The sequence below is a fragment of the Mesorhizobium sp. WSM4813 genome (genome assembly GCF_055811555.1).
Genome location: NZ_JBVVQU010000027.1, coordinates 47,474 through 70,854 on the forward strand (window position 1 = coordinate 47,474; position 23,381 = coordinate 70,854).

General features: G+C 58.7%; 20 protein-coding genes and 2 pseudogenes. 3 read left to right on the forward strand and 19 right to left on the reverse strand.

Features of this window, described 5'->3' with window-relative positions; all coding sequences use genetic code 11:
* Positions 1-25: 25 nt before the first annotated feature.
* The 12 genes and pseudogenes from AC0L25_RS17350 to AC0L25_RS17405 all read right to left on the reverse strand — a co-directional run bounded on the left by AC0L25_RS17350 (position 26) and on the right by AC0L25_RS17405 (position 12,783).
* Positions 26-673, reverse strand: coding sequence for a hypothetical protein (locus AC0L25_RS17350; protein WP_473596629.1), 648 nt, complete (start codon positions 671-673; stop codon positions 26-28).
* A 153-nt stretch (positions 674-826) separates the two neighbouring features.
* A complete protein-coding gene (locus tag AC0L25_RS17355; RefSeq protein WP_473596630.1) occupies positions 827-1,396 on the reverse strand; it encodes a UvrD-helicase domain-containing protein in 570 nt (189 codons plus the stop codon).
* On the reverse strand, positions 1,386-2,591 hold the full coding sequence (locus AC0L25_RS17360) for an ATP-dependent nuclease (RefSeq protein WP_473596631.1): 1,206 nt from the start codon (positions 2,589-2,591) through the stop codon (positions 1,386-1,388). The genes AC0L25_RS17355 and AC0L25_RS17360 overlap by 11 nt, the downstream gene beginning before the upstream one ends.
* The gene (locus tag AC0L25_RS17365; protein ID WP_473596632.1) at positions 2,584-3,111 is read right to left on the reverse strand and encodes an ATP-dependent nuclease; all 528 of its coding nucleotides are present in this window, start codon (positions 3,109-3,111) and stop codon (positions 2,584-2,586) included. The genes AC0L25_RS17360 and AC0L25_RS17365 overlap by 8 nt, the downstream gene beginning before the upstream one ends.
* 320 nt (positions 3,112-3,431) lie before the next feature.
* On the reverse strand, positions 3,432-3,635 hold the full coding sequence (locus AC0L25_RS17370) for a hypothetical protein (RefSeq protein WP_473596633.1): 204 nt from the start codon (positions 3,633-3,635) through the stop codon (positions 3,432-3,434).
* Positions 3,636-3,645: 10 nt separating this feature from the next.
* A complete protein-coding gene (locus AC0L25_RS17375; protein ID WP_473596663.1) occupies positions 3,646-3,849 on the reverse strand; it encodes a helix-turn-helix domain-containing protein in 204 nt (67 codons plus the stop codon).
* A gap of 142 nt (positions 3,850-3,991) precedes the next feature.
* On the reverse strand, positions 3,992-4,342 hold the full coding sequence (locus AC0L25_RS17380; protein ID WP_473596634.1) for a hypothetical protein: 351 nt from the start codon (positions 4,340-4,342) through the stop codon (positions 3,992-3,994).
* Positions 4,343-5,996: 1,654 nt separating this feature from the next.
* Positions 5,997-6,758: an IS21-like element helper ATPase IstB gene (gene istB, locus AC0L25_RS17385; protein ID WP_473596635.1), complete on the reverse strand. Its 762-nt coding sequence runs from the start codon at positions 6,756-6,758 to the stop codon at positions 5,997-5,999.
* Between the two features lie 104 nt (positions 6,759-6,862).
* Positions 6,863-7,693, reverse strand: a pseudogene (istA, locus tag AC0L25_RS17390) (IS21 family transposase); the annotation flags it as partial.
* 678 nt (positions 7,694-8,371) lie between these two features.
* Complete coding sequence (locus AC0L25_RS17395; RefSeq protein WP_473532879.1) at positions 8,372-8,701, reverse strand: hypothetical protein; 330 nt, start codon at positions 8,699-8,701, stop codon at positions 8,372-8,374.
* A 1,157-nt stretch (positions 8,702-9,858) separates the two neighbouring features.
* A complete protein-coding gene (locus tag AC0L25_RS17400; protein WP_473596636.1) occupies positions 9,859-11,475 on the reverse strand; it encodes a ComEC/Rec2 family competence protein in 1,617 nt (538 codons plus the stop codon).
* A gap of 936 nt (positions 11,476-12,411) precedes the next feature.
* A complete protein-coding gene (locus AC0L25_RS17405; protein ID WP_473596637.1) occupies positions 12,412-12,783 on the reverse strand; it encodes a pentapeptide repeat-containing protein in 372 nt (123 codons plus the stop codon).
* Positions 12,784-13,037: 254 nt separating this feature from the next.
* On the opposite strand from AC0L25_RS17405, the gene AC0L25_RS17410 reads away from it, so the two are divergent.
* The gene (locus AC0L25_RS17410) at positions 13,038-13,535 is read left to right on the forward strand and encodes a hypothetical protein (RefSeq protein WP_473596638.1); all 498 of its coding nucleotides are present in this window, start codon (positions 13,038-13,040) and stop codon (positions 13,533-13,535) included.
* Between the two features lie 961 nt (positions 13,536-14,496).
* On the opposite strand, the gene AC0L25_RS17415 is transcribed toward AC0L25_RS17410, so the two are convergent.
* Both AC0L25_RS17415 and AC0L25_RS17420 read right to left on the reverse strand, forming a co-directional pair.
* Positions 14,497-14,967 carry a hypothetical protein gene (locus AC0L25_RS17415; protein ID WP_473596639.1) on the reverse strand — a complete coding sequence of 157 codons (471 nt, stop codon included), beginning with the start codon at positions 14,965-14,967 and terminating at the stop codon, positions 14,497-14,499.
* 236 nt (positions 14,968-15,203) lie between these two features.
* A pseudogene (locus AC0L25_RS17420) lies at positions 15,204-15,317 on the reverse strand (IS3 family transposase); the annotation flags it as partial.
* Between the two features lie 954 nt (positions 15,318-16,271).
* Between AC0L25_RS17420 and AC0L25_RS17425 the strand changes: the two are divergent.
* Positions 16,272-16,631: a helix-turn-helix transcriptional regulator gene (locus AC0L25_RS17425; protein ID WP_473596640.1), complete on the forward strand. Its 360-nt coding sequence runs from the start codon at positions 16,272-16,274 to the stop codon at positions 16,629-16,631.
* Here the strand turns inward: AC0L25_RS17425 and AC0L25_RS17430 are convergent.
* The 5 genes from AC0L25_RS17430 to AC0L25_RS17450 all read right to left on the reverse strand — a co-directional run bounded on the left by AC0L25_RS17430 (position 16,612) and on the right by AC0L25_RS17450 (position 22,316).
* Positions 16,612-17,865 (reverse strand): tyrosine-type recombinase/integrase, encoded by a 1,254-nt coding sequence (locus tag AC0L25_RS17430; RefSeq protein WP_473596664.1) that lies wholly within the window; start codon positions 17,863-17,865, stop codon positions 16,612-16,614. The genes AC0L25_RS17425 and AC0L25_RS17430 overlap by 20 nt on opposite strands.
* 317 nt (positions 17,866-18,182) lie before the next feature.
* Positions 18,183-19,745: a glutamine-hydrolyzing GMP synthase gene (gene guaA, locus AC0L25_RS17435; protein ID WP_473596641.1), complete on the reverse strand. Its 1,563-nt coding sequence runs from the start codon at positions 19,743-19,745 to the stop codon at positions 18,183-18,185.
* A gap of 55 nt (positions 19,746-19,800) precedes the next feature.
* Positions 19,801-20,466 carry a 5'-methylthioadenosine/S-adenosylhomocysteine nucleosidase gene (locus AC0L25_RS17440; RefSeq protein WP_473596642.1) on the reverse strand — a complete coding sequence of 222 codons (666 nt, stop codon included), beginning with the start codon at positions 20,464-20,466 and terminating at the stop codon, positions 19,801-19,803.
* A 4-nt stretch (positions 20,467-20,470) separates the two neighbouring features.
* Positions 20,471-20,929: a PaaI family thioesterase gene (locus tag AC0L25_RS17445; protein WP_473596643.1), complete on the reverse strand. Its 459-nt coding sequence runs from the start codon at positions 20,927-20,929 to the stop codon at positions 20,471-20,473.
* Positions 20,930-21,026: 97 nt separating this feature from the next.
* Entirely contained in the window at positions 21,027-22,316 is a 1,290-nt protein-coding gene (locus AC0L25_RS17450; RefSeq protein ID WP_473596644.1) for an RsmB/NOP family class I SAM-dependent RNA methyltransferase, read from the reverse strand.
* A 227-nt stretch (positions 22,317-22,543) separates the two neighbouring features.
* On the opposite strand from AC0L25_RS17450, the gene AC0L25_RS17455 reads away from it, so the two are divergent.
* On the forward strand, positions 22,544-23,221 hold the full coding sequence (locus tag AC0L25_RS17455) for an MIP family channel protein (protein WP_473596645.1): 678 nt from the start codon (positions 22,544-22,546) through the stop codon (positions 23,219-23,221).
* Positions 23,222-23,381 lie beyond the last annotated feature (160 nt).

Here is a 23,381-nt window from a genome sequence, read left to right on the forward strand (position 1 = left end):
CGCCCGACGCTGTCCAAACTCTCGCTCATGACGCAGCCACTGGCCGCAGCTGAGGCGATGCCGAACAGACGACAAGCATTTTCGATCCTCGCGTCATCGCAACATAGAGGTGTTTGGCATCCATCTCTGTCACATCGAGGATGACCGCAACGTCGGCTTCCAAGCCCTTGAGTGTCAACGTGCTCCCGACGCCACGCGCCGGAAGCGGCCTCCCGCGGAAACGGTTTTCCTCGCGTGCACGGATTGCTGCTTCATGCAACGACGACGGATCGTCTTCATTTGCTGAATTGAGCGCCCGGATGCATGCGCTCATCACGGTGGGCCGGTGCTGACGTGTGCCCGGGCGTCTGTTCGCCTCAACCAGCAGCTCGACTGCACTCTTGAACGTGCGCTCTTGCTCAAAAGCAATGGCGGCTTGTTCCGTCTCCGTCGCCTCTTTCCGCTGGCGCCCGGCCAGCAAGGTCGTGACGCGCTGCTGAAGGTCGACCGCTCCTACATTCGTCATGACGCTCTCGGCAAAGCCGAGAAGCTGGCTTAGCGCGTCAGGTGCATCGAGCCTGAACTTCAGCGCGAATTGGATGAAGTCCTTCAGGTCAACGCTTTCGACTGTAACCGCGCCTGGCGTCTGGCTGGCGAACAACCGCTGGCCCGGCGGGTTCTTGCTGTCACCCATGATGAGCACAGTCCCCTGGCCCCCCTCCACCTTGGAGAGCCCCGCCCGCAGGCGCCGCTGATGATCCTCCGTGCCATCAAGTTGCACCCACCGAACCTCGGGGGTGCGCCCCTCAGATCAACGGTCTGCCCGTCTTTCAGGGCTTTCCGGACGTCAAGTAGCCACCGGCCGAACGGCTCCGTGCCTGCGTTTATCCAGCGCCATGGGCAGCGGCCCGCTGAAGCCGAATACGGCCTGCATGGGGTCACCGAGGACGCATGTCGGCAAGCGGCGGGATGAATAATAGACCAAGACGTGCTGTGACTGGGAACAATCCTGATACTCATCAACAATCTGGCGCGAAAAGCTGGCGGCGAGGATATCATCGACGTGACCGGCTTTCGCGAGTTCGGCGGCGGCCTTCTGGATCGTCTTGTAATCGGTGCGGGCATTCGTAATGCGCAACACCTCGGGCGGAACACCACAGCGAGCCGGGAACATGGTTGCCAGCCTAATGGCCCAGCCATCCAGCGTCATAAGCCGGTAAGCCGCCGCGGGCACGCCGAGTTGCTGGAGCCGGCCCCTTAAGGCAACCACACCGGCAACAGTGTGCGTGAGTATGAGTGTCGGCTTTGCATAATCGTGTTCCAGCAAGTTGACCGCGATGAGATGGGTCTTGCCACAGCCGGCTGGTGCGGTAACCGACCCTCGCCTGACCGCAAAGAGATCAATTTCAGCGGCCATTGCGCATCCATGCGAAAAGCGCATCAATGATCGCGACAAAAGACGCCTCAGCGTGTTCAAGCCCTGGCGCGATAACGAGACGCGCGGCGTTTTCCATCAATGTGACCTGCTTGAACCAGCCATTGCTGCGTGTGCTGGAAGCGACGCCGAGCAATTCACGGGTGGCTTGGTCGAAATCGCCCAGTAGGAGCGCGGTGTCCACGTCGTTGTAGGTTGTCAAGCCGCCGGACTTCGACTTGATATGCTCATCAATGAGGTCTTCGCCGTGCAACTCGACGGCATAACCGACGAGATTACCTGCGGCATTCTCTCCGAGGCTGAAGAATAGCTCCTGTTCGAGTTTGCGCTTGGCGGGCCATTTTGTAACAGCACCGCCCCCTGCGAGGAACGCAGCCTCGTCGGCAGCGTCCGGCTCGACGTCATCGTCGCGAAGCACGTGACAACGGTAGCCGAGCTTAAGCAACGCATTGGCCCGTTTGTAGATATTGCCAACCCCGCCGGCATCGAGCAACGCGACGCCAAGCGCTGTCAGTGACTGCTCGCCCTGCGCGACGCGAAACTGATCGAGCCCTCGCAGCAGGCCCACCTCGCTCGCTCCTTCACAGATGATGACTGATGGAGCAAGGAATGCTTCCGGATCACGACGGATGGTGCTCTGGACGTCATCTTCGGCGCCGACGGTTTGTACCGACACCTGACCGGCATTGCGCCTGACGATCATCAATTGTGTGCCGCTAAGCTCCTGCAAAGCCACCGGTGAATGCGTCGTCGCGAATACCTGCAAAGGCAGATTGGTGTCCTTGCTTCCGAGAGATCCCAGCAGCCGATGGATGCGATGCGGCTCTAGGCCATGTTCGAGTTCATCGACAAGCACCATAGTCGCCTCTGCAGCGGCCTTGCGTTGCAGGCCTGCTGTCAGAAGGCGCGTCGAGCCCACGCCGAGAGCACGAAGGGGAATCCCAGTGTCGCTGTGCAGAGAAATGCTGCCGCCGCTGAAGGACACCGAGTGGGCGTCAAGCATGGCTTTTACATCGTCGCCCACCTGGATACCGAGTTCATTGGCCGTGTCTTTCACGACTGCCAGTGTCGCGCCCAGTTGGGCACCGGCACGGTCGCCGAAGCCGGCACGTGCCTCGCGCGCAGCTTTCACCAATTCTGCCGAGATGTCGGCTTTCTCTTCCGAGAGCTTATTCAAGCACGGACCCTCGCCGCCACATGAGATTGCCGTCCGCAAACGCGCCGATGCGTGTGGGCCCGATCGCCTGCCTGTCTGCCCATACGAGGTTCCGGACCAGGCCTGCATCGGCCGCGCGCTTCGAGATGAGCGTCCAGACCGGCTCGAGATCACTACCGACACTGAGATTGACGGTAAGCACAGTTTCGCCCGCAGCCTCCGGCTCATCCTCCAACTGCGCCGTTTCCGCGATGAAATTGCGCACATGGAGACCGTACGTCTCAATGTTCTTCAATCGGTCGGCCAGCGATCCGATGGTGCACGAGATCGAAATCGGCTGCGTTACGTCCAGGTTGAAGAAGTCGGCGTCGGTTATCTGGAGATTGCGGCGCGCACCGAGGCAAAGGTCAATGGCGTCGAGAATTGCGCTTTTGCAGCTATCCCCGGGGCCGATCAGGCAATTGATTCCAGCGGATGGAGCCCATGTAAGCTCCTTGATCCCCCGGAAATTTGCAATCTCTATCAACCGTATACGTGCCATGATGCCTCCCCCAAATCAGAAATATATACTGCAGCGACCATCCGGCCATGAGTATTGCCTCGCCGTTCATCATACGAGGCACCCCGGTCCGATACCCAGTGATTCCAGTGGTCGGATATCCGTTACATGAAAGTTACATCGAAATAATCGACAAGCCTGGATGTTGTGTAACTGCTTGAAAATCTTGTCGCACCCGACGCGATTCGAACGCATGACCCCTTCCTTCGGAGACAAATGCAGTTGCGGGTGTGCTTGCTTGGCGTAAATGATGTTGGGTGAACTCTATAGTATGGGCCTTTTGCGTAGGCAATGTCCTCTCATCAAGCCGTCTTGCGTCGAGCCGGCGCTGCCTCGCCGCCCACTGCGCTGTGCGTGCCCTCGGCGAGGGCTGTCAGCTCCTCGCCCAATGCAGCGATCAGGGCGGACACGCGTCTTCGCAACCGAGGATGAAGCTGCATCAACCCTTCGATCAAGCGCCGGCCTTCCGCACTGGCGATGAGCGCTATTCGCTCGTCGACCGGCAAGGGTGGAGTTTCACTGATGGCCTCGTTGTCTCCCGGCAAGCCTTGGAAAGAAGCGGCTGACGGGAACGCCAAGCGATGTGGCGATCTCGTATAGCGTGGAGGCGCTGACGCGGTTCCTCGCATTCTCATATTTCTGGAGCTGCTGGAAGCTGATGCCTATGGATCGGGCAAGTTGGGCTTGCGATACGTCCGACTGAACACGAACGATCGCAATCTGCCTGCCGACATGCTGATCCGCGGCATGACGGTTCGTTTGAGGTTTGGGCCTTGCCTAGGCAGGAAGCCGTTTCGACTCCGACAAGGCCTCTCGCTGTTGCAGCTGTCACCCCCGGAATGTGAGCCTGTCACGGTGCGCGCTAGGAACTCAGCAGATTTCCGAATGCTTGGGGAGTTAAAGACCTGCGCGAAACGGCATCGACGGCTTCAACCCGGCTCTCTGCCGGCCAATCCGGACAACATCCTCGATGGCCGAGCGGATTTGGGGCCAGGGAAACTCGTTGTTGCTCACGGCACAGCCGCTCGGTCAAGTTGTGGGCATCCTGCCAATGGCGCCACACCGTTACCGCACGATCGGAAGTTTGGTCCTTTTCCAAGTCGTCCCGCGCAAACTCGGTTGTCCGCAGTCGCAGCTTTGCATTTGCCGTTCGCGCAAGTTCCTTCCCGCTCGTGACGAAAGACAAACGCGTGCTATTGTCGGAATCGCCCATGATCCGAGCTCCCAACAGGCTTGGCGTGGTTAGGCTGGGCTTTGTGTAGTCGCACGTCGCCCTGCCGTACTTACGCGCACCCAGTACTGCAGGGACTTGGACACTGCAGACGGCTCGCGTGAGTTGTCTTTTATCATCTAGCAGATCAGAGATCACTTTGTAATCATATGATATGAAAGATATCACTGGCGCGCAGATGCGAGCAGCGCGTGCGTTGGTGCGTTGGAGCGCAAAGGCGTCGAGTTCCGATGCGCCGTGCAGTCTTCCGCGCTCTACGACGTGTGGTTCGGCCGCATGAACGCAGCGCTCGAACCGTCGTGGCGCACTCTTCCATCGGACTGGCGGTGCATGGTCACAAGCACTCGAGCGCGGTCCGGCCGTCTCATCGTCGGCACGGCCGCAGGCAGGATAACGTGCGTTCCGTGGTTCCTGGTCTGCATCGGTCCTCATCCGCAGGAGCTGATATTCCTTATCTCAAATGGCGCCCGTCAGCGTACCAACGCCATGCGTTCATCTGCCGTCGTACGATGTGCTCGCGGGAGCTTGCGGTCCTTGAGATCGGCGCTGGGCGACGTTGGCCCCGGGGCTGCTGGCACAGGTGCCGGTTGGCAAATATTGCGATCACACGCCGCACTTGACGCTTCGCAGATCGTGGCCGGGGATGTCGTCGACCATGCACGCTCGACGCTCGCCGGCTGGGTCGCTGGCGCCCTGCAGGTGGCCCGAAGTCTTGCATGAGCGGCTGACGAAGATGTTCGCCACAGATCTCTGTTCGCCGTGGGACATGCAGGCCCGGTGCTCAATCGGGGGCCGTGGGCGCACCAAAACGGGGCGGTTGTGATCTAACCGCGCCAACAACGCGCTCGGCTGGGCGGAGTCGCCGGCGTCGATCTATCTGTTCGCGCCGGACCGCAGAGCGGAACGCCCGGCCTCGCATGTCGACCACTTCAAAGGCGTCCTGCCTGTCGCTGGCTATGCCGGCTTCGAGCATCTCACGGCGAGGGGAACATCGCTCTCGCTGCCTGTTGCGCGCACACCCGCCGCAAGTTCTATGAAGTGGCGCGGGCCATCAACGTGCCAATCGCGATGGAAGACTTGCCAGATCGGCGAACTCCACGCAGTCGAAGTGGGACGTTGGCGGTCAATTGCCCGCGCACCGGCCTGCACCCTGGTGTAGCCGTTCGAAACCAACTATCGACAAGCGTACTGCGTGCCCGACAGCGGCGAAGCTGCGCTTCGAGCCAGATCTGTGTTGCGCCGGCTAGCCCCACGATTTGCATTGGAGGGCGCTGGCTGCGCGCCAAGATAGCCGCGGTGTTTTTGCTGTCTGCGGTCCAGGGCTAGCTGGCCCGCGCGGTGTGCAAATTTGCTGAGAACCGCAATGAAGAGCCCGCGAGTTACAGGCGGATCGTCGACGAGATCCCACACTGCCGATGATCGGTATCGTGATCCTGGCCGTCGTTAAGCATGTGACGCCGCAAGCTCCCTTGGTCCCCAGGATTAACCGGTCAATTTAGAACAAAACGGTGCAGCCTGCGCATTTCGCTGATTGTGAGCAGCCATTTCACGCGATGGTGAGCGCTCATTTCATTTGATCGTGAGCAGGTATTTCACGCGATCATGAGCGGCCGCTTCGACCGACCTGTTCATTGATTCAGGTGTTTGAGTCTGCGTCAAGGGCTGAGCGTTGAGCGTTCTGTTTTCGCATGCTTTCTCCGGTGAGTTGAAGCCGGTGAGCATTGTGAACGAGGCGATCGAGAATCGCATCACCGAGGGTGGGATCGCCGATGACGTCGTGCCAGTGCTGCACGGGGATTTGGCTGGTGACGATTGTGGAAGCACGGCGATGGCGATCGTCGAGGATCTCCAGCAGGTCGCGGCGCTCGGCCGCGGTGAGGACCGACAGGCCCCAGTCGTCGAGGATGAGGAGCTGAACGCGCCCGAGTGTCTTAAGCAGGCGGCCATAGCGCCCGTCGCCGCGCGCCAGCGCGAGCGCCTCGAAGAGGCGCGGGACGCGATGATAAAGCACCGATCGATTGTCGCGGCAGGCTTTGTGGCCGAGCGCGCAGGCAAGCCAACTTTTGCCCAGGCCGGTTGCGCCTGTGACCAGGAGATTCTCGTGGCGGTCGATCCATTCGCCGGCGACGAGCCTGGCGAAGACGGCGCGGTCGATGCCGCGTGGCGTGCGCAAATCGACATCTTCCACGCATGCGCTCTGGCGCAGCGCGGCGAATTTGAGGCGCGTCGTAAGCCGTTTGGTGTCGCGCTCGGCGGCTTCGCGATCGACAAGGAGCCCGATGCGCTCCTCGAACGACAGGGCATCGAGATCCGGTGATCGTCGCTGCTCCTCGAAGGCCTTGGCCATTCCGGTCAGGCCGAGTGCGATCAGCCGTTCATGAGTGGGGTGGGTGAGCATTCAAATCTCCATGGTTCAGTGGAAATAGCCCTGACCGCGGATGTTGCCGTGGCGCAGGGGTTGGTGATCGGGCGCCTCGTCGAGGAAAGCGCTATCAAGGCCGTTCTTGAGGATAGACGCGCCAGCACCCAGCGCTGGGCAATTTGCACCGCAACTTCAACTTTTGCCTTATCCTTCGGGCGTCTCGGCCTCGCCGCGAGCACGGCGGTGCCGTAATGGCTCGCCATCTCGGCGTAGGTCCGGTTGAGACCGGGGTCGTAGCGATCGGGGTTGGTGACGGCGGCCTTGAGATTGTCGCAGATCACGAACTTCGGCACGCCGCCCAGAAAGGCGAAAAGGTTTGTATGCACGCCGATCCAGTCGGGCAGGCTCTCGCTCGGGCACGCCTCGGCGTAGGTATAGTTCGACGCGCCCATCGCTGCGACGAACAGCTTCATGGGACGCGCTTCGCCGGTGATGGGGTCGAATATGTCGATGGTGTCGCCGGCGAAATCGACAAACACCTTCTCGCCGCCCAGGTGCGTCTGGCGCATCGTCGGGCGCGCGCGCCCTTTCCAAGCCTCGAAGGTCGTGCAAAACCAGGTATAGCCAAAGCCGTCGGGATTGGCGGCGCGATACTCTTCCCACAGGAGCACCCGCGTTACGCTGCGCCGGCGCAACTCCCTCTCCACATAGCTCCAATCGGGCACCGGCCGCCGGGGGCTTTGCGACGCCGCCTTCGGCGCTGGGAAGAGCAGCAGCTCAAGGCCTTCGTCATCGATTCCTTCAGGCAGCGGCCAGCTCAGCCCGGCAAGACGGGCGCGCCGCAGATAACCATGCACGACGCCATTGCTCACCCCGAGCGTGCGCGCGATGACGCGTTCGGTCAGGCCCTGGACATGCCTTAGACGTAAAACTTCTCTGATCCGGCGCATCGACAATCTCTGGGTTGGCATCAGGCTTCCTCGTTTTGAACGAGGCATCCTGTAGACCGGTTGAGTTGTCGGCCGAAGCGTCCAGCACCTCCGAAAAAGGTGCTCACGATCCTCTGAAATCGCTGCTCACGATCGTCTGAAATCGTTGCTCATGATCCCGTGAAATCCGTGCTCACGATGCGGTGAAATCCGTGCTCACGATCGCCTGAAATACGCAGCAGCCTGAGCAACGCGTACGGTCCATAGGATTCGTCTGAGCGTTGATTTGGCGCTACCCGATAATCTCGATGCGCCTTTTTCGGCAGACGTCATCGAAGTCGCCTTCGTTCCATGTCGCGAGATAGTTGATCTTGAGATTGCGGTCGTCCAACAGTAGCCGTATGAGGCAATCGACCATGCTTAGGGGCCGATGTTCTCGAACCCCCGCCTGAAAGGCCAATTCTAGCGCCCGCTGCCGATAGGGTGCGTCATCGATCCAGCCAATGCGCGGAGATTTAAGTTCCATCTCAACTCGCGATAGAGCAATGTGACGTCTCGCTAGTCTCGTTCGGATTGTCTCGTATGCGACCGGCCAAGGCATGACTATAGAATGGTCTTGGATGAGGTCATAGATCGCGTCCACGTCACCACGACGATCGTGTGCCTCTCGATCGTCCGCGAACGCAAGCCAGATGCACGTATCAACAATGGTGTTCGGCATTACTCTTCTTCGTCGGTTACATCGCCGTCGGGTGAGTAGCCCGTCCACGGTGCTGCCTTGCGTGTGCCAACCACAAATCGACCTTTGTTCAGCCCCGTATTTGGATGACGGTAAATCACGTATATCCGAGAGCGCTTGTCGAACTTGACCCTTTTCTTGAGGTCGGCCTTTAGCTTGTTCGGCAGGGTATCCCCATCGTGTTCGTAGCTAATAGCCGCCAATGCGTCGCCACATTCCTTGGCATTGTGATCGTCAAGCCAAGCGTATAGACCTTCGTAGTCACCCCGAATGCCGAGATCAAAGGATAGCCAGATAATCTGATGGCTCATCGAGTAGTACTCCGCTGCCGACTTATGGCCTTAGATGCGTCGCATTCCGCGTCTTGCAACAACGGGCAGTAGCGAATATCGACTTCATTTCCATGAATATTGCCTTGCGTAAGGGGCACCCCGCGAGGTGCGATAAGAATCCCATCGTCGCCGATCAAAGACGTCGAGGCAACAAAGGCGCACATGACCATGCCAAGCTCCACATTCGCGGGGCCCCGCCGGCTGGACTAACTCGGGGATGCTGCCGCGCTACAAGATCTGCTTCAGATCCTCGCCGTAGCTCTCGATCAGACTCGCGTAGATCGGGGGCCGGGACGAGGGGTTATTTAGCTTCACAGAGAAATAGTCGTTGCCCTTGGCGAATCGCTCTTGTTCCATGCCGCCTCGAACTCGGTGGCGCCGACCAAGATGCGGCGGCCGGCCTACTATCGTTGTCCATTGGCAGGCCTGCCTGAAGGATATGGTCAATGACTCCAGGGGTGCCCCAGTCACTGGTAGTCCTCCTCCGTCTTCTTCATCCTGGCGTAGATAATTTTCATTAATACTTCACTTATCATTGAATCAAGATAGTATCCAACAACAAAATCTTTATTGAAAATCTGAAATGCTCGACGTAACCTAAATTTTTACCGAAACGAACATACCCGGAACTCTTCTCAGTCGCACGAATGACATCGATATCGCACTTACCTCTGGGGGATCTTGCGTAAGTAATAACAAAATCTTGGCGTACGACAGATGTCTTTTCGTTGGCACATCGACCGCTTTCGATTTCACCAGCACTTCTTTGTCGGATCAATATGGGACCCGCCACTATCCCAAAATTAAATCATCGGTAGCGATGCCAATAATTCTACACCCACCCTGTCGCTCCTCTTCGCGAAGACTGCATTGTTCACACTTGCAACGAAACGCCCGCTTTCCCGTCGCGTTTGCATGTAAACAAAACTGAAGCTGAGACCAACGGCTCCAAGACCGCGGCCGCAAGCCACCCAGAAATCTGATGTAAAAAGCTAAACGTAGTCCCCCGCCTCAGCCGAACACTACCGCCGCTATAAATCAGCTGAGATCGCGAGCCATTGCCCCCCAGGTGACCCAGGTGAGACGGTAATGAACCAGCCAGCTAAAGAAAGCAGGAACACCGGGAAGGCGTCGGGTCAAAAGCGAGATCGGAATGTCTTGACAGTCCAGGACCCATCCCCCTCGTTCATCGTCGCAGTTAAGATCTTGTCGCCGTCCGTTCGAACATTGACGAGGCCATAGATCAGCCCGCCGACAAGCCGTATCTGCGAGAGGCGCTTGCTTTTCTCGGCGGGTCTAAGACCTCCGGGTTTAGTTTCATGATATGTGATAGTGACGTTCTGCAGCTGTTCAGGGTCGACTTGCAGGTTGTCGGGAGTGCCGGTTATCTGGCGGTCAATCTCTAATGTCCGCGGATGCCCGAGAGATATCGACCGCGCGAGTTCGGTCGAATAGACGAGTGGTGTAACAATCTCATCCTCTTCGATCGTCAGATACCCGGTCGCGCCGCTGGCGGCAACGATACGGGGTTTTGGATGATCATGGCCTTCCGCGTCCCCGGAACTGATGACCGTCACAGCTGGCTTCATCGCCTGCAGGAATGTGTACGATACGTCTTCGCTGCCGTGGTGGCAGGCCTTGGCAACATCGCACTGAAACTCCAGTCGCTGCCCCTCGTAGGCATCTAGCAAAGACTGCTGGCTCGCTTTGTTGAGGTCACCGGTGAGAAGGATGCGGGCTCGCCCATAATCCAGACGGGCGAGCACACTGTTTCCGTTGGTTGTCTTAGAATCTGCGCCTAGCTTTAGCAGGCCGGGCCTTTCACCAACCGAAAATTCAACGGGACCCAGAATGTGAATTCTCACATCGGAACCCGGCCCAAAGGTTGGCAAATACTCAGAACGATCGCTCAGGCGAGTGACCGGTGTCGGTTCTCCGTCAGCCCTTCTGGTCGAAACTACCTTTGCAATGAAGTTCCCCCAGGCGCCCTGAAGTTTCGGGCGGCTGGCCGGGTCAATCCCGTGTTCGGCGGACCCGCGGTCGTCGAGAAGGTCGACATGGAAAGTCCGGCCATTCTCTCGTTCGGTCTCGCCAAGGGTACGATCGGAACCATCTGGTTTCGTCCACCACGAGATGCCGGCATGATAGAACGCCTCTACGGTCGTTCCCGCTACATCAAGCTCGTCCTCTTGCTCTGCGTCCAGAAGGTCAGCCAGGCCTCCGTAGTGATCGAAGTCATTGTGAGAGGATATCATAGCGTCGAGTCGGACATGGTCGAGGCCATAATCCTCGAAGAACTTCCAATCGACGAAATCGGCGGCGCTCTTTCCAGTGTTCTGGGAACCTCTTGGGTGGCCGCCGTCGATCATGATATGTCGAAAGTCGGGAGTCTTAATCAGCATTCCATCCCCTTGTCCAACATCGATAAAATAGACCTCGAGCAGAGATTTTCCACCCTCAAGGGCTTCAGCATCGATCCAACCGTTTCGCTCGCGGCCTCTCGCCCGAACAGGTAGCCGCCCACCTTCCTGCTGACCAAGAAGATGCACGCCATCGCCCCAAAGCAAGAAGCCCTTGGTCTTCTCACCTGACGACTCAACATACAGCGGCGTAGAGTTCGCGCCGATGAACCGGTCGAAATTCACGTCAACCATTGGATACGCTCCACCAATCAAAGTAACAGCATCACACCCCAAAAACCGGCTCGATGTAAATGATCTCAACGAGTATTTTTCGAAAATATTCATGAACATTTTTGAGCGACCTCCTGGATCGGATTCCTTGCGAGCTAGTGGCGCTTGAAACGCGACAACGAAGTCACATTACGGGTTAGAAGGTAGCAAACAGCTCTACGACAGGAAGACCGCTCATTGTACGCAACTAGTAGCAATGGATGCTATATTAATCGGTTAGCTCCACGAACATGTAAACGGGGACTATTGCGGCGCTCCATCGGGCGAAAGCGAGCAGACAGCGTAACTCTGCGGCGAGTGTCCAGCCGGGGGCAAAGACAAAATGAGATGCTGCCCTCGCGCGCGAGGGCATACCGTCATGTCAATCCGGGGGCGTTCCCGCATCCTGGGCTGCTGTTTCTTTCGAAGTAGTAGTTGGCGCGAAAATCCCAGGAGCCCCAATCGTCGTCCGACAAGTTTTGTGGGGTAGACAGTAGCAGATTTCTGCACCCGGAGCGTTCTGTGCCATGACGCGCTCAAACCCTTGGGTCGCGTGTCGACTCTGGAGACTTGGAGGCCGACCTATGGTATGGAGAACCTTCAACGTCGAAGGAGATCGTAGCTGTGTGCCGTCATGAGCAGCGAGCTTCCGGAAAGCAGCGCAAATAGTGAAGACTGCATTTCCTCTAACTCTTCTCGCACCGCAGCAGACAGCATGGCTGCCATAAGAACGAAACTTTTCGGAGATTCGGCTAGCCGACTCTCGATCGTTCTTGCAAGGTCGCCAGAATTGCCCTCACGGTTGGAGGTGTTGGCATCCGCAGGACTGTCCGACCTTAAGTCGTCCTCCTTATCTTCACTGCTCTCTTTTTCGCTGGGAGCCGCAGCCGCTCCGGCCTTCCGAACAAGCTTACCGGCAGAATAGTATATCTGCCAAAAACGGGATATCTAGATGTGCTCCTGAGCATTTCTACATTATCAATCGCGTTTGCTCATCGTACGTCACATTGTCAAATTTTATATCCTCTCCAAATACTCCTCCTGTAAAATCAGCTCCGCTAATGTTTGCTGAACTAAGTCAACGCGTGATCCTCTAAAACCTATTTTTGCGTTTCTCAAATTGGAGTTATTAAGTTTTACTGAAACCATCACCGCAGGAAAGACGACACCGGAAAGGTCAGCGTTAGAAAAATCGGCGCCAACGATGCTGGCGGTGCTGAGATTAGCCCCGGATAGATTGCCATCTTTCGCCCTTATCCTATCGAGTTTGGCACCAGAGAAATCAGCCCCTGAAATGTCCCTCCCGGTAAGGTCGGCGTTTCTAAGATCCGTTCTGCTTAGGTCTTTAGCTCCGCTTCTAACGAGTTCCAAATCGAGTTCGTCAGCCATGTCGTCCCTGCCCTTCCTTTTAGCGACTCAATGAGGATATCCACCTGAGACAAGGTTTGCACATTTCGGCGCGGGCGGCTGCCGGGTTCAGGTATGATTCAAAATAGGAACCCGCCGAGTTAATTCGACTTGACTCTGATGTTCTGTTTTTGTTCACTCCGGCATGATAGGCTTTGGGAAGTGCCTGAGATCCATCACATAGTCAGGCTCGAGCCGACAGGAAGCCTCATTCGCAAGCAAACAGAGGAATGAAAATGCCAATTCGTAATAAAGGATCGGTGAGGCGAATCTCAGATTGCCAAGTCGGTGACTTCTTAAAAATGAGAGAAGACGGAAATACTATCGTAGGATTTTTGGCTCGTCACCATGATGACGAAGTTGTTCTATTGGCAATGCGAGGCATAGAAGGGTTGATGCCCCACCTGCATCGTGTCGACAATAACGTATTTTGCCTTTCGTATGGTAGCGAATGGGTTCTTGAACCAGACATTGGCGATGACCCTTGGGGAAATCGAGAATCGTCCCATCAACCAGGGTTGATCTGTCTTTTGCACGATGCCGACGCAGTGCTTTTCAGTGACGACGGCAAGTCTAGGGCGAGAATCGGCATGTTTGATCTACGGTCAAATACGCTCATTCAACGCGATGCGAGGCGGGGCATAGCTGTAAATAGCTGGCGGATATGGGCGAGTGAGTCGGATAGAATTCACCCCGACCAAACGCCGGTCTTTTCTTTTGAGCTAGGCGAGTAGCGGAAGAAGGGGGCGCGGTATGATCCGCGCCCTTCGCATCTGTTGTCCGGCCGGCACGGCTACTTGTCTTCCCGCATGTCGGCTGCGATCCAGCCTTGCACGATATTTCGCGCAACAAACTCATTCGCCGCATCTGATTGACTCATGCCGGGGGCTTGTTCTCGCGCTCGCCGTAGCGCACGACGATCACGCGCCCGACTTGCTGCCTTCGAGTTCAATGGTGTGGATCACGCCGCGTCACTCACAAGCTCGTTATTCTACCTTCACACTCGCCGGCCATATCCCGGCGGCCATAAGCACGTCGAGACTTAGCTGCAGGCGGTGATGTTCAAGACCGGGATTCAGCGGCCTCTCTGTCCGCTTCGGTTGCCAATCCCTATAAAACATGATGCACCAGGAACACGTCGATGTAATATGCAACTCGTCGCGTGGCATCGGCAACTTATCAGGGGTGATTAGATCCGTGAAAAGTTGATTGTCGACGTATTCCCCAGCATCTCAAAGGCTTCTGGTTAGCGCCTGGTTTTTGGGTTCAATCCGCTCAATGAGGGCCTCCGAAAGCAGCGTTGGCTGCATCAATAAGCACAGAACGGTCGGTCCCGGCGACTGGCAGGGACGCAATAACGGCATGGGATTCCATGACGAGTTTTCCTTTTGGAATGGCGGTCTCTTACCTCAGCATTTTCGGCCGCCATGCCGACGCTGGTTCGTAATGGTGGCTAATCGAAGCACCAGGCGCCACCCTATGCACATGCGCGTCTGCAGGTTACGCTGGAATTTAGCAGATGCCATCCAGCTAGTAAGCAGCATCACCGGAGAAACTGTTCATTGGGTCGCCCGATCTTCTGCATCGCCTGCACGGAGGAGACCGTAGAAAAAGACGAAGAGCCACCTGTTGGCGATCGAGGTCGGCCTGCAAGTCCAGCCGTGATCGGCAACGGATGCGGCGATCGCCACTGGCTCAACGTTGCGTTCTCTGCCGCACCTTGGTTTTGGCCAGGATTCGTTGATTGATCTTTTCTTTCCACGCCTTCTGCGGCTGGGAGAGCTTCCGCTTCAGGACCGTCTGCTTGAGGAAAGTGTATTCCTTCTCTCCGAACAGGTAACCATTGCGCCATGCGTGTTCGATCAGATCGTGGTTGGCGTTAGCGCTGATGTCGGTAGCGATGCGTTTTAGACCTTCGAACAGATTGCCGGTATCGATCTGGATGAAACGGTTAATACAGACGTTGCCGACGTAGGTTGCATTCCCGTTCAGCCGGTTGCGGATGTAGCAGTGCTCCTTGATCTCCTGCCCGCAGGGACAGTTGTCAAATTCATCACTGATTTCGATTGCTTCTAGGAACCACTCCGTCCTGGCGACGTCAAATACCTGCGAGACGGACAGCGGTAGAATATGCGCCTTGAGGCGCTCGTAGTTGTGGCTTTCCATATATCGACCCCGCGAATGTTTCTAGCATCCCGATCAAATGAGATCTTCGCGTCGGTCTCGGGTCGAATGCGCTTTGGATTGACGCCTTTTAGCTTCCACAATGCCCGCTCCCCAGGTGATGTTCGATGCTGGCGGCGAAGATGACGATCGGCGCAATACGCTGGCCAACGTATCGGCCATTTCATAGGTCATTCGCGATCTCGCGACACCTTGCCCGGACGGGGCGGCCCATACAGTTTTGCGGCGGCATCCTTCAGGATCGCATTGTCGAGCATCTGCTCCGCCAGCAGCTTCTTGAGCCGCGCGTTCTCGTCCTTCAGCGCCTTCAGGCGACGGGCGTCGGACAGTTGGCGCGCTTCTGAATGAGGCCAAAGAACCGCTTCATGTCTGTCAAACCGACGCTATTTCTTCTTTTTCACCCTTTGCGTAAGAGCGGATCCTGCGACCGATTTGACTGCCTTTGAGGAGCTCTTAGAACGAAGCAGCTTGGATGCCGTAGAAGCAATTTTCTTGCTCGTAGTCTCATTAGTTTTCTTTGCCATTGGTTTTCCCGCGCGATTGAGTTGGCATAATACGCATTGTGATGCCTCTGCAATCAACTGCCGGAGAGCACTGTCCCCAACATTCATTTTCCAACACTCGGTCCGGTTCCGCAAACAACCAAGCGGAGCAGGAACTATGCTCGCCTTCATTGTCTTTCACCTTTTGTCGGTCGGCATCGGCTGTTCTGTCGTTCTCCGCGATCAGCCACGCCTGGCACGCAGGAATTCGAAATATGCGCGCACATCTTTGATGAAGATGTTGGCGATGCAACGTTTCTCATCCCAGCATTTGACAAGGTAGCCGTTGCGACCGCCGAGCCTGCTGCCGTTGAACCAAAGACCAAGTCTCGCTATCCATGTCGGCATCTCTCATTATTGGTGAGATCGGCGACGGCATAACTGCGAAGCCGGCGGCGCTTCGCGTTCTCGCCGCTGCGAGCGTGAGCTCGCGGCGCTTCCCCTCCGCTGCGATCTATCCGCGCCGGGCCGATTAACGCGTCAATTGGCCACAAGGTCATTGTAAGCGCGCAGCTTGAGATATTCGGGCCTCGACAAGCCGGCAGCGAGGACCGCCTGTCGGATCTTATTCAGCGCCTGCTCGATGGATCCCATTGGTGGTGCGGTCCTGACATAATCCGCAGTTGAATGTCCTTGAGTCTTCACGTGGTATGCGAGGATACGTGGTCGCAATTGAGGGCTGTACGAAACCTCGAAAAGTTGCGCGATTGTTCGCCAGCAAGGCAACCCATCCCGGTCACGCAAATGGTCAAACGGCAGCAGTCTTCCGAGGTCGATAAATTCAAGGGCATCGAACTTGGGCAGCCGGACCCACTTCCGGTTCTGCCATACATCGGGTCGTGTCGAGTAGTGCGAACTGTTCGCCGGTCGCAGCTGCGAGAAATCGTTCCGCTGTCGGATACGACTGTTTATGAGATGGAACAACGTGGCGAGTTCCCACGACGCTTCAATCTCACTCCCCGCTGCGTTGTCTGGGACTTGGCAGAAGTCGAAGCTTGGATCGAGGAGCGGCGGAATGCGTCATCTGCCGGAAAAATCGAGACCAGCCCTGCTCCTGACGTAAGACTCCGAAAGACGCGACCCGTCAAGTCGGATCAAGGATAATCGCTGCCTCCGCAGGCGGCTGAAGTGTGGGGGTGTGCTTTTTGCCTGCCGCCCACGCATCGATCATGTCCGCCCATTCCTGCAGCATATGACGACGCTGCAGCTCATATTCAGCTCTGTTGTAGACACCTCGAGAGGACCGGCTGTCGTCGTGGGCAAGGCATTTCTCAATCCAGTCGCGATTAAATCCGATCTCGTTCAGGAGTGTTGAACCGGTGCGCCGAAGGTCGTGCACCGTGAAATGCGCGAGCGGAAAGTCTTGCTTCTTTGCCCGCTCGACAATCGCGGTGGTTACCCGATTGAAGGTCGCGCGCGACATGGGCTCGTCGGCATCGTAGCGGGACGGCAGCACATATCGGGAGTTCGCCGCGCAAGTCTTGAGCGCGATCATGATGTCGAGGGACTGGCGTGACAGGTAGACGTTATGCGGCTTCTTCCGTTTCATTCGCTCTTTTGGGATGCTCCAGACGGCGTTCTGGAAATCGATCTCGTCCCAAGTCGCCTCGAGTAGTTCACTCTTCCGGACCATCGTGAGCAGGATGAACTTTAGGCCGAGCCGAATGGTCGGCAGCGTCGGCACGCTTTCCAACTCTTTCAGCATTATCCGGATTTCTGCAGGCGACAGAGCACGGTCTTTCGCCTCGAACGTGGCAATTGAGGCCGGTCCCACCTCGTCCGCGGGGTTGGCGATCTTCTCCCCGTGCAGAATGGCAAAGCTATATATCTGCTTCACGATATCGCGGATATGAACAGCGGTTGCCGGCGCACCACGGTCCTTCACCTTTGCGCAGAGCGCCCGCAAGTCGTCAGGTGTTATCTCGGTTAGTTGTCTTTTCTCCCAAATCGGCAAAATGTCGCGATCGAAAATGGCCTCGCGCATCGAGCGGGTGCTATCCGCCATCTTCGCTTCCTTGAACCAGCGCTTGCCTTCATCCCCGAAACTCGCCGTGGCTGACAGGCGACGCTTTTCGCGCTGCTTTTCATGCGCCGGCGACTTTCCGGCTGCCACCATTTTTCGCGCGGCAAGGCAGCGGTCGCGCGCCTCTGCCAGCGTGAGGCCTCCCTCCCCATATCGGCCCAGCGTCACAGTCTCTCTCCGACCATTCGTCCGGTAGTCGTACCGAAACGCAATCTGCCCAGTCGGAGACACCGCCGCGTACATACCGTCACGGTCGGCAACTTTGTACATTTTGTCTTTGGGTTTCATCCGCTTAAGGGCAATATCTGTTAACATAATGACAGAGGATCGGATCACAATCTGGGTTTCTCGGACGCCAATTCTACCGTCATGGATTTTACCGTCAACCGGTAGCAACAATCCTTGTACCTCAACGCTTTGATGGGCAAGAAGTGAGTGCGCTTGCAATCGGCGGGAGGACGGTATCGCATGGCGTGAAAGAGAACGCACGAACGCATGCCGTCAAATTTACCGCCAAATGATTCCGCTTTGAGGCGATAGATCGCGATAAACGGAGTAAGGAAAACAAAGTTATTTCAGAGGGCTATACAACTCTGATCGATAGTTACCGAAAGCTCGCTAATGGTGCACCTTTATTCCCACTCGATTGTGCCTGGCGGTTTGCTCGTCACGTCGTAGACGACGCGGTTGATGCCGCGCACCTCATTGATGATGCGGGTGGCGGCGGCGCCGAGGAACGCCATGTCGTAGTGGTAGAAATCCGCCGTCATGCCGTCGACCGAGGTGACGGCGCGCAGCGCGCAGACAAATTCATAGGTGCGGCCATCGCCCATCACGCCGACGGTCTGCACCGGCAGCAGCACGGCGAAGGCCTGCCAGATGGCGTCGTAGAGGCCCGCTTTGCGGATCTCGTCGAGATAGATGGCATCGGCCTCGCGCAGGATCTCCAGCTTTTCGCGGCTGATGCCGCCCGGGCAGCGGATGGCAAGACCGGGGCCGGGAAACGGATGCCGGCCGATGAAGCTGTCGGGCAGGCCGAGCTCCTTGCCGAGCGCCCTCACCTCGTCCTTGAACAGTTCGCGCAGCGGCTCGACCAGTTGCATGTTCATGCGCTCGGGTAGGCCGCCGACATTGTGGTGCGACTTGATCGTCACCGACGGGCCGCCGGTGAAGGAGACGCTTTCAATGACGTCGGGATAGAGCGTGCCCTGCGCCAGGAAATCGGCGCCGCCGAGCTTCTCGGCCTCTTCCTCGAACACCTCGATGAACAGCCGGCCGATGGTCTTGCGCTTCTTTTCCGGATCCGACTCGCCCTCGAGCGCGCCGATAAAACGGTCCGAGGCGTCGACCAGGATGAGCGGCAGATTGTAGTGCTGGCGAAACATCTCCACCACGCCTGATGCCTCGTCCTTGCGCATCAGCCCGTGGTCGACAAGGATGCAGGTGAGCTGGTCGCCGACCGCCTCGTGGATCAGCAGCGCGGCGACCGAGGAATCGACGCCGCCCGAAAGCGCACAGATGACCTTGCCCTTGCCGACCTGCTTGCGGATCGTCTCGACCGCGTGCTCGCGGTAGGCGCGCATCGTCCAGTCGCCCTCGATGCCGGCGATCTTGTGGACGAAGTTCTGGAGCAGCCGGGCGCCGTCCGGCGTGTGCACCACTTCGGGGTGAAACATGATGCCGTACATCTTGCGCTCGACATTGCCGAAGATGGCGAAGGGCGAGCCTTCCGATTTTCCGAACACCTCGAACCCCGTGGGCAAGGAGATGACGCGGTCGCCATGGCTCATCCACACCTGATGGCGCTGGCCGGGCGCCCACAGGCCCTCGAACAGCGGGCTGTCCTTCTGGATCTCGACGAAGGCACGGCCGAATTCGCGATGGTCCGAGCTTTCGGCGACGCCGCCCATCTGCACGCACATGGCCATCTGGCCATAGCAGATGCCGAGCACCGGCACACCGGCATCAAAGACGATCTGCGGCGCGCGCGGGCTGCCGACGTCGCCGGTCGAGGCCGGGCCTCCGGAGAGGATCACCGCCTTTGGATTGATGCGCTTGAACGCCGCTTCGGCCGACTGGAACGGCACGATCTCGGAAAACACGCCGGCCTCGCGGATGCGCCTGGCGATGAGCTGCGTGAACTGGCTGCCGAAATCGACAATCAGGACGGTGTCGGGATGATTGGCTATCTTCATGGCGAGCGTTTAGAGAAAGAAACGAGTCGGCGCAATGGGTTGCGAGGTGTCTCCCTCAATCCGATTCCGCGTCTTGATGCGACGGTCCAAACTGCAGGGCGCCGGACCCGATCGCATGTTCCAGCCGCATGACGGCATCCGCCAGCTTCTCGTCGATGACATGGAGATACTCCTTCCAGTCGCCGATATGCCTGAGATCGGCAGCCCCGTCGGAAATGCCGCGCAGGCCGACGAGCGGCACCCCGAACAATTGGCACGCACGCAGGCAGGCGAAGGTCTCCATGTCGACCATGTCCTCGACAATCGCATCATAGGCACTGCCGGAAATGATCGCCGCGCCGGTCGACAGCGTCGCCCCTCTTATGTCGGGAATCCTGAACGGCAGCGGCACGGTCACCGGCAGGTCGAGAAACGGCGTCGCGCCCTTCTCGAAGCCCAATGGCGAGGCGTCGATGTCGCGGTAGGCGACCGAAACCGCCTGGTAGATTTCCGTCTGTTCCAGCGTCCGGCTGCCGGCCGAGCCGAGCGACACGACGAGGTCCGGCAGCGCCTTTTCAGACTTCAGCCATGACAGTTCCGCGCCCAATCTGACACCCGCCTCGACCGGCCCCACCCCTGTCATGACAGGGGTGAACAGCCGCTGCAGATGCGGGCCGTATTCGGCCTGCGCCGCCATCACGAAGAGGACGTCCCTGCCCGCAATTCTGACGGCCTTGCGCATCGGATCAGCCTTCAATGCCATCGCGACCGACCACCGTCATCATCGTTCCGGTCATGGTGGCGATCAGCTTGGCCTCGCCGTCGACGGCGAAGGCATAGGCCTGGCCGTCGGCGACGATGATGGTGCGGCCGGGCTTCGTCACCGAGCCGCGGAACAGGAAGCGCTCGCCCCGGCCCGGGGCCAGAAGATTGACCTTGAACTCGATGGTTAGCACACTGGAGCTTTCCGGCATCAGCGAGAACGCCGCATATCCGCAGGCTGAGTCCAGCGCCGTCGAAATGACGCCGGCATGAAGAAAGCCATGCTGCTGGGTCAGCGCCGCCGAATAGGGCATCTCGATCTCGATGATGCCGGGCGTCACCAGCGTCAGCTCGGCGCCGATGGTGGTCATGGCGGCCTGGCGCGCGAAGGACGTCCTGACGCGATCCTCATAGTTGGGGGCGGGTACGATCTCTGCTGCCATGGCTTGTCACGCTCCTGTCAGAAAAGCTTATTGCAGAGGCATGAGCCGCAGGCAATCGCTATTGCTGCACTGCAGCAATCAGGCCCGCCGGCAAGGTTCAGCCGCCCTTGCGCAGTGCGCAGACATAAAACCCATCGGTACCGCTCAGCGCCGGCGACAGCGAAATGCCGCCTGCTGCGCCGATACGCGCGGCCGTCTCGTGGCCCGGAAAGCGGCTGTCCCAGAGCTGGCGATGATCGACCGGGGCAAAGCCGCTGCTACGATCCAGGAAGGCAGCGACCTGCTCGCCATTCTCCTCGTCGAACACCGAGCAGGTGATGTAGACCAGCAACCCGCTCGGTTTGACGAAGGCTTGGGCCGCGTCGAGGATCGCCGATTGCTCGCTTTTGCGTGCATCGAGCTGCTTCTGCGTCAGCCGCCATTTGGCATCGGGCCGGCGCCGCCATGTGCCGCTGCCGGTGCAGGGCGCGTCGACCAGGACGATATCCATGTGGCCCGAAAGGGGGCCGAGCTCGGCCGGCTTGGTGACGATTTGCACGTTGCGGTTTTCCGAGCGGCGGATGCGGTCGAAGATCGGCGCCAACCGCGCCTTTTCGGCATCATGGGCAAACACCTGGCCGCGATTGTCCATCGCCGCCGACAGTGCCAGCGTCTTGCCGCCGGCTCCGGCGCAAAAGTCGAGAACCTGCATCCCGGCCTCCGCGCCAGCCAGCATGGCGGCGATCTGCGAACCTTCGTCCTGAACCTCGAACCAGCCTTTCTGGAAGGCCGGTTCCGCCTGCACGTTCGGGTGCCTGCCGTCGCCAGCGATCGGCGGGATGCGGATGCCGTGCGGTGCGATCCGTGCAGCCCTGGCGCCGGTCTCGGCCAGCTCGGCGAGCACCTTGCCGCGATCGGCCTGCAGCGTGTTGACCCTGAGGTCGAGCGGTGGGCGCGTCGCCAGCGCCGCACCTTCGTCGACCCAGCTGGCGCCAAAGGCCTGCTCGAAAAGCGGTTCGCACCAATCCGGAATATCGGCCCGTACCGCCGGCCGCGCAGCGTGGAGCTGGCGATCGGCGATCGCCTTCAATTCACTGTCATTCAGCAGCGGCGGCGCAAACTTGTCGCCGTCGAGCACTTCGTTCAGCGACTGCGCCGTCTGGTTCCATTCGAGCAGCAGCGCGCCGAAAGCGACGGCGCGCGGCGTATCTTCGCCCAGCAAAAAGCCGGCCGAGCGCTTCCGGCGCAGCGCGTCGTAGACGATGTTGCCGATCGCGGCGCGATCGCCGCCGCCGGCGAAGCGGTGCGACAGGCCCCAATCCTTCAGCGCATCGGCCACCGGCCGGTGACGCCGGCGGATGTCCTCCAGCACTTCGATGGCCGCTGCCAGCCGTCCTCCCAGTCGCATCGTGTTATTCCGTTACTCAGCAAATTATTTCCGGCCCTGCTCTAAAGCGCTCGACTGGCGCGCACAAGCGGGAGAGTCTTGGATATCAGATCGAACGCCTTGTCGGCATCCGAGACTTCAATCGCGCATTGCTTCTGCTTTCAAACTTTTGAAGTTGCGGTAGTATTCCGCTGCATGATTCGCCAAAAACAGCAAGCGGATCGGCAGAAAATTACGAGGAGAGGGCAATGAAGACTTATCTGGCGGAAGTTCTAGGCACATTTCTACTAGTGTTCATCGGCACGGCCTCGGTGGTGACGGGCGGCTTCGGCGGCACGCTGCCGCTCGGCCAGGAAGGCATCGGTCTTGCATTCGGCATTGGCCTGATTGCGGCGGCCTATGCGATCGGCCCGATCTCGGGCGCGCATCTCAACCCGGCGGTCACGCTCGGCCTGTTCCTCGCCGGCCGAATGCAGGCCAAGGACGTCATCCCGTACTGGATCGCACAGGTCATCGGCGCCATCATTGCGTCGCTGGCGCTGTGGATCATCGTCTCCGGACAAGTCGGCGGCCACACCGGCGGTTTCGGCGCCAATGGCTGGGATGCGACGAAATGGGGCGCCAGCTCGGCGTTCCTGTGGGAGCTGATCGGAACCTTCACCTTTGTCACGGTGATCCTCGGCGTCACCAGCGGCAGCCACACGACGGCCTTTGCCGGCCTCGTCATCGGCCTGACGCTGGCGGGGCTGCACTTCGCCATCATCCCGGTCACCGGCACGTCGCTCAACCCGGCCCGCTCGATAGGCCCGGCGCTGTTTTCGGGCAATGCCGCAATCGGCCAGCTCTGGCTGTTCATCGTCGCACCGCTGATCGGTGCCGCCATTGCCGGCGTGGTCGCCAAGACCCGCATCTTCGAGAAGGACTGAAAGTCGAAGGGCTGAATCAAGAAAGGGGGGGGGCGGGGGCCCGGCGGTGGTTTTTTTTGGGTTGGAAAATTACGGCGGGGGGGGGGGGTGGGGGGGGGGGCGGGGGGGGGGGGGGGGCGGGGCAGGGGGGGGGGGGGGGGGGGGGTGGTTTTTTTTTTTT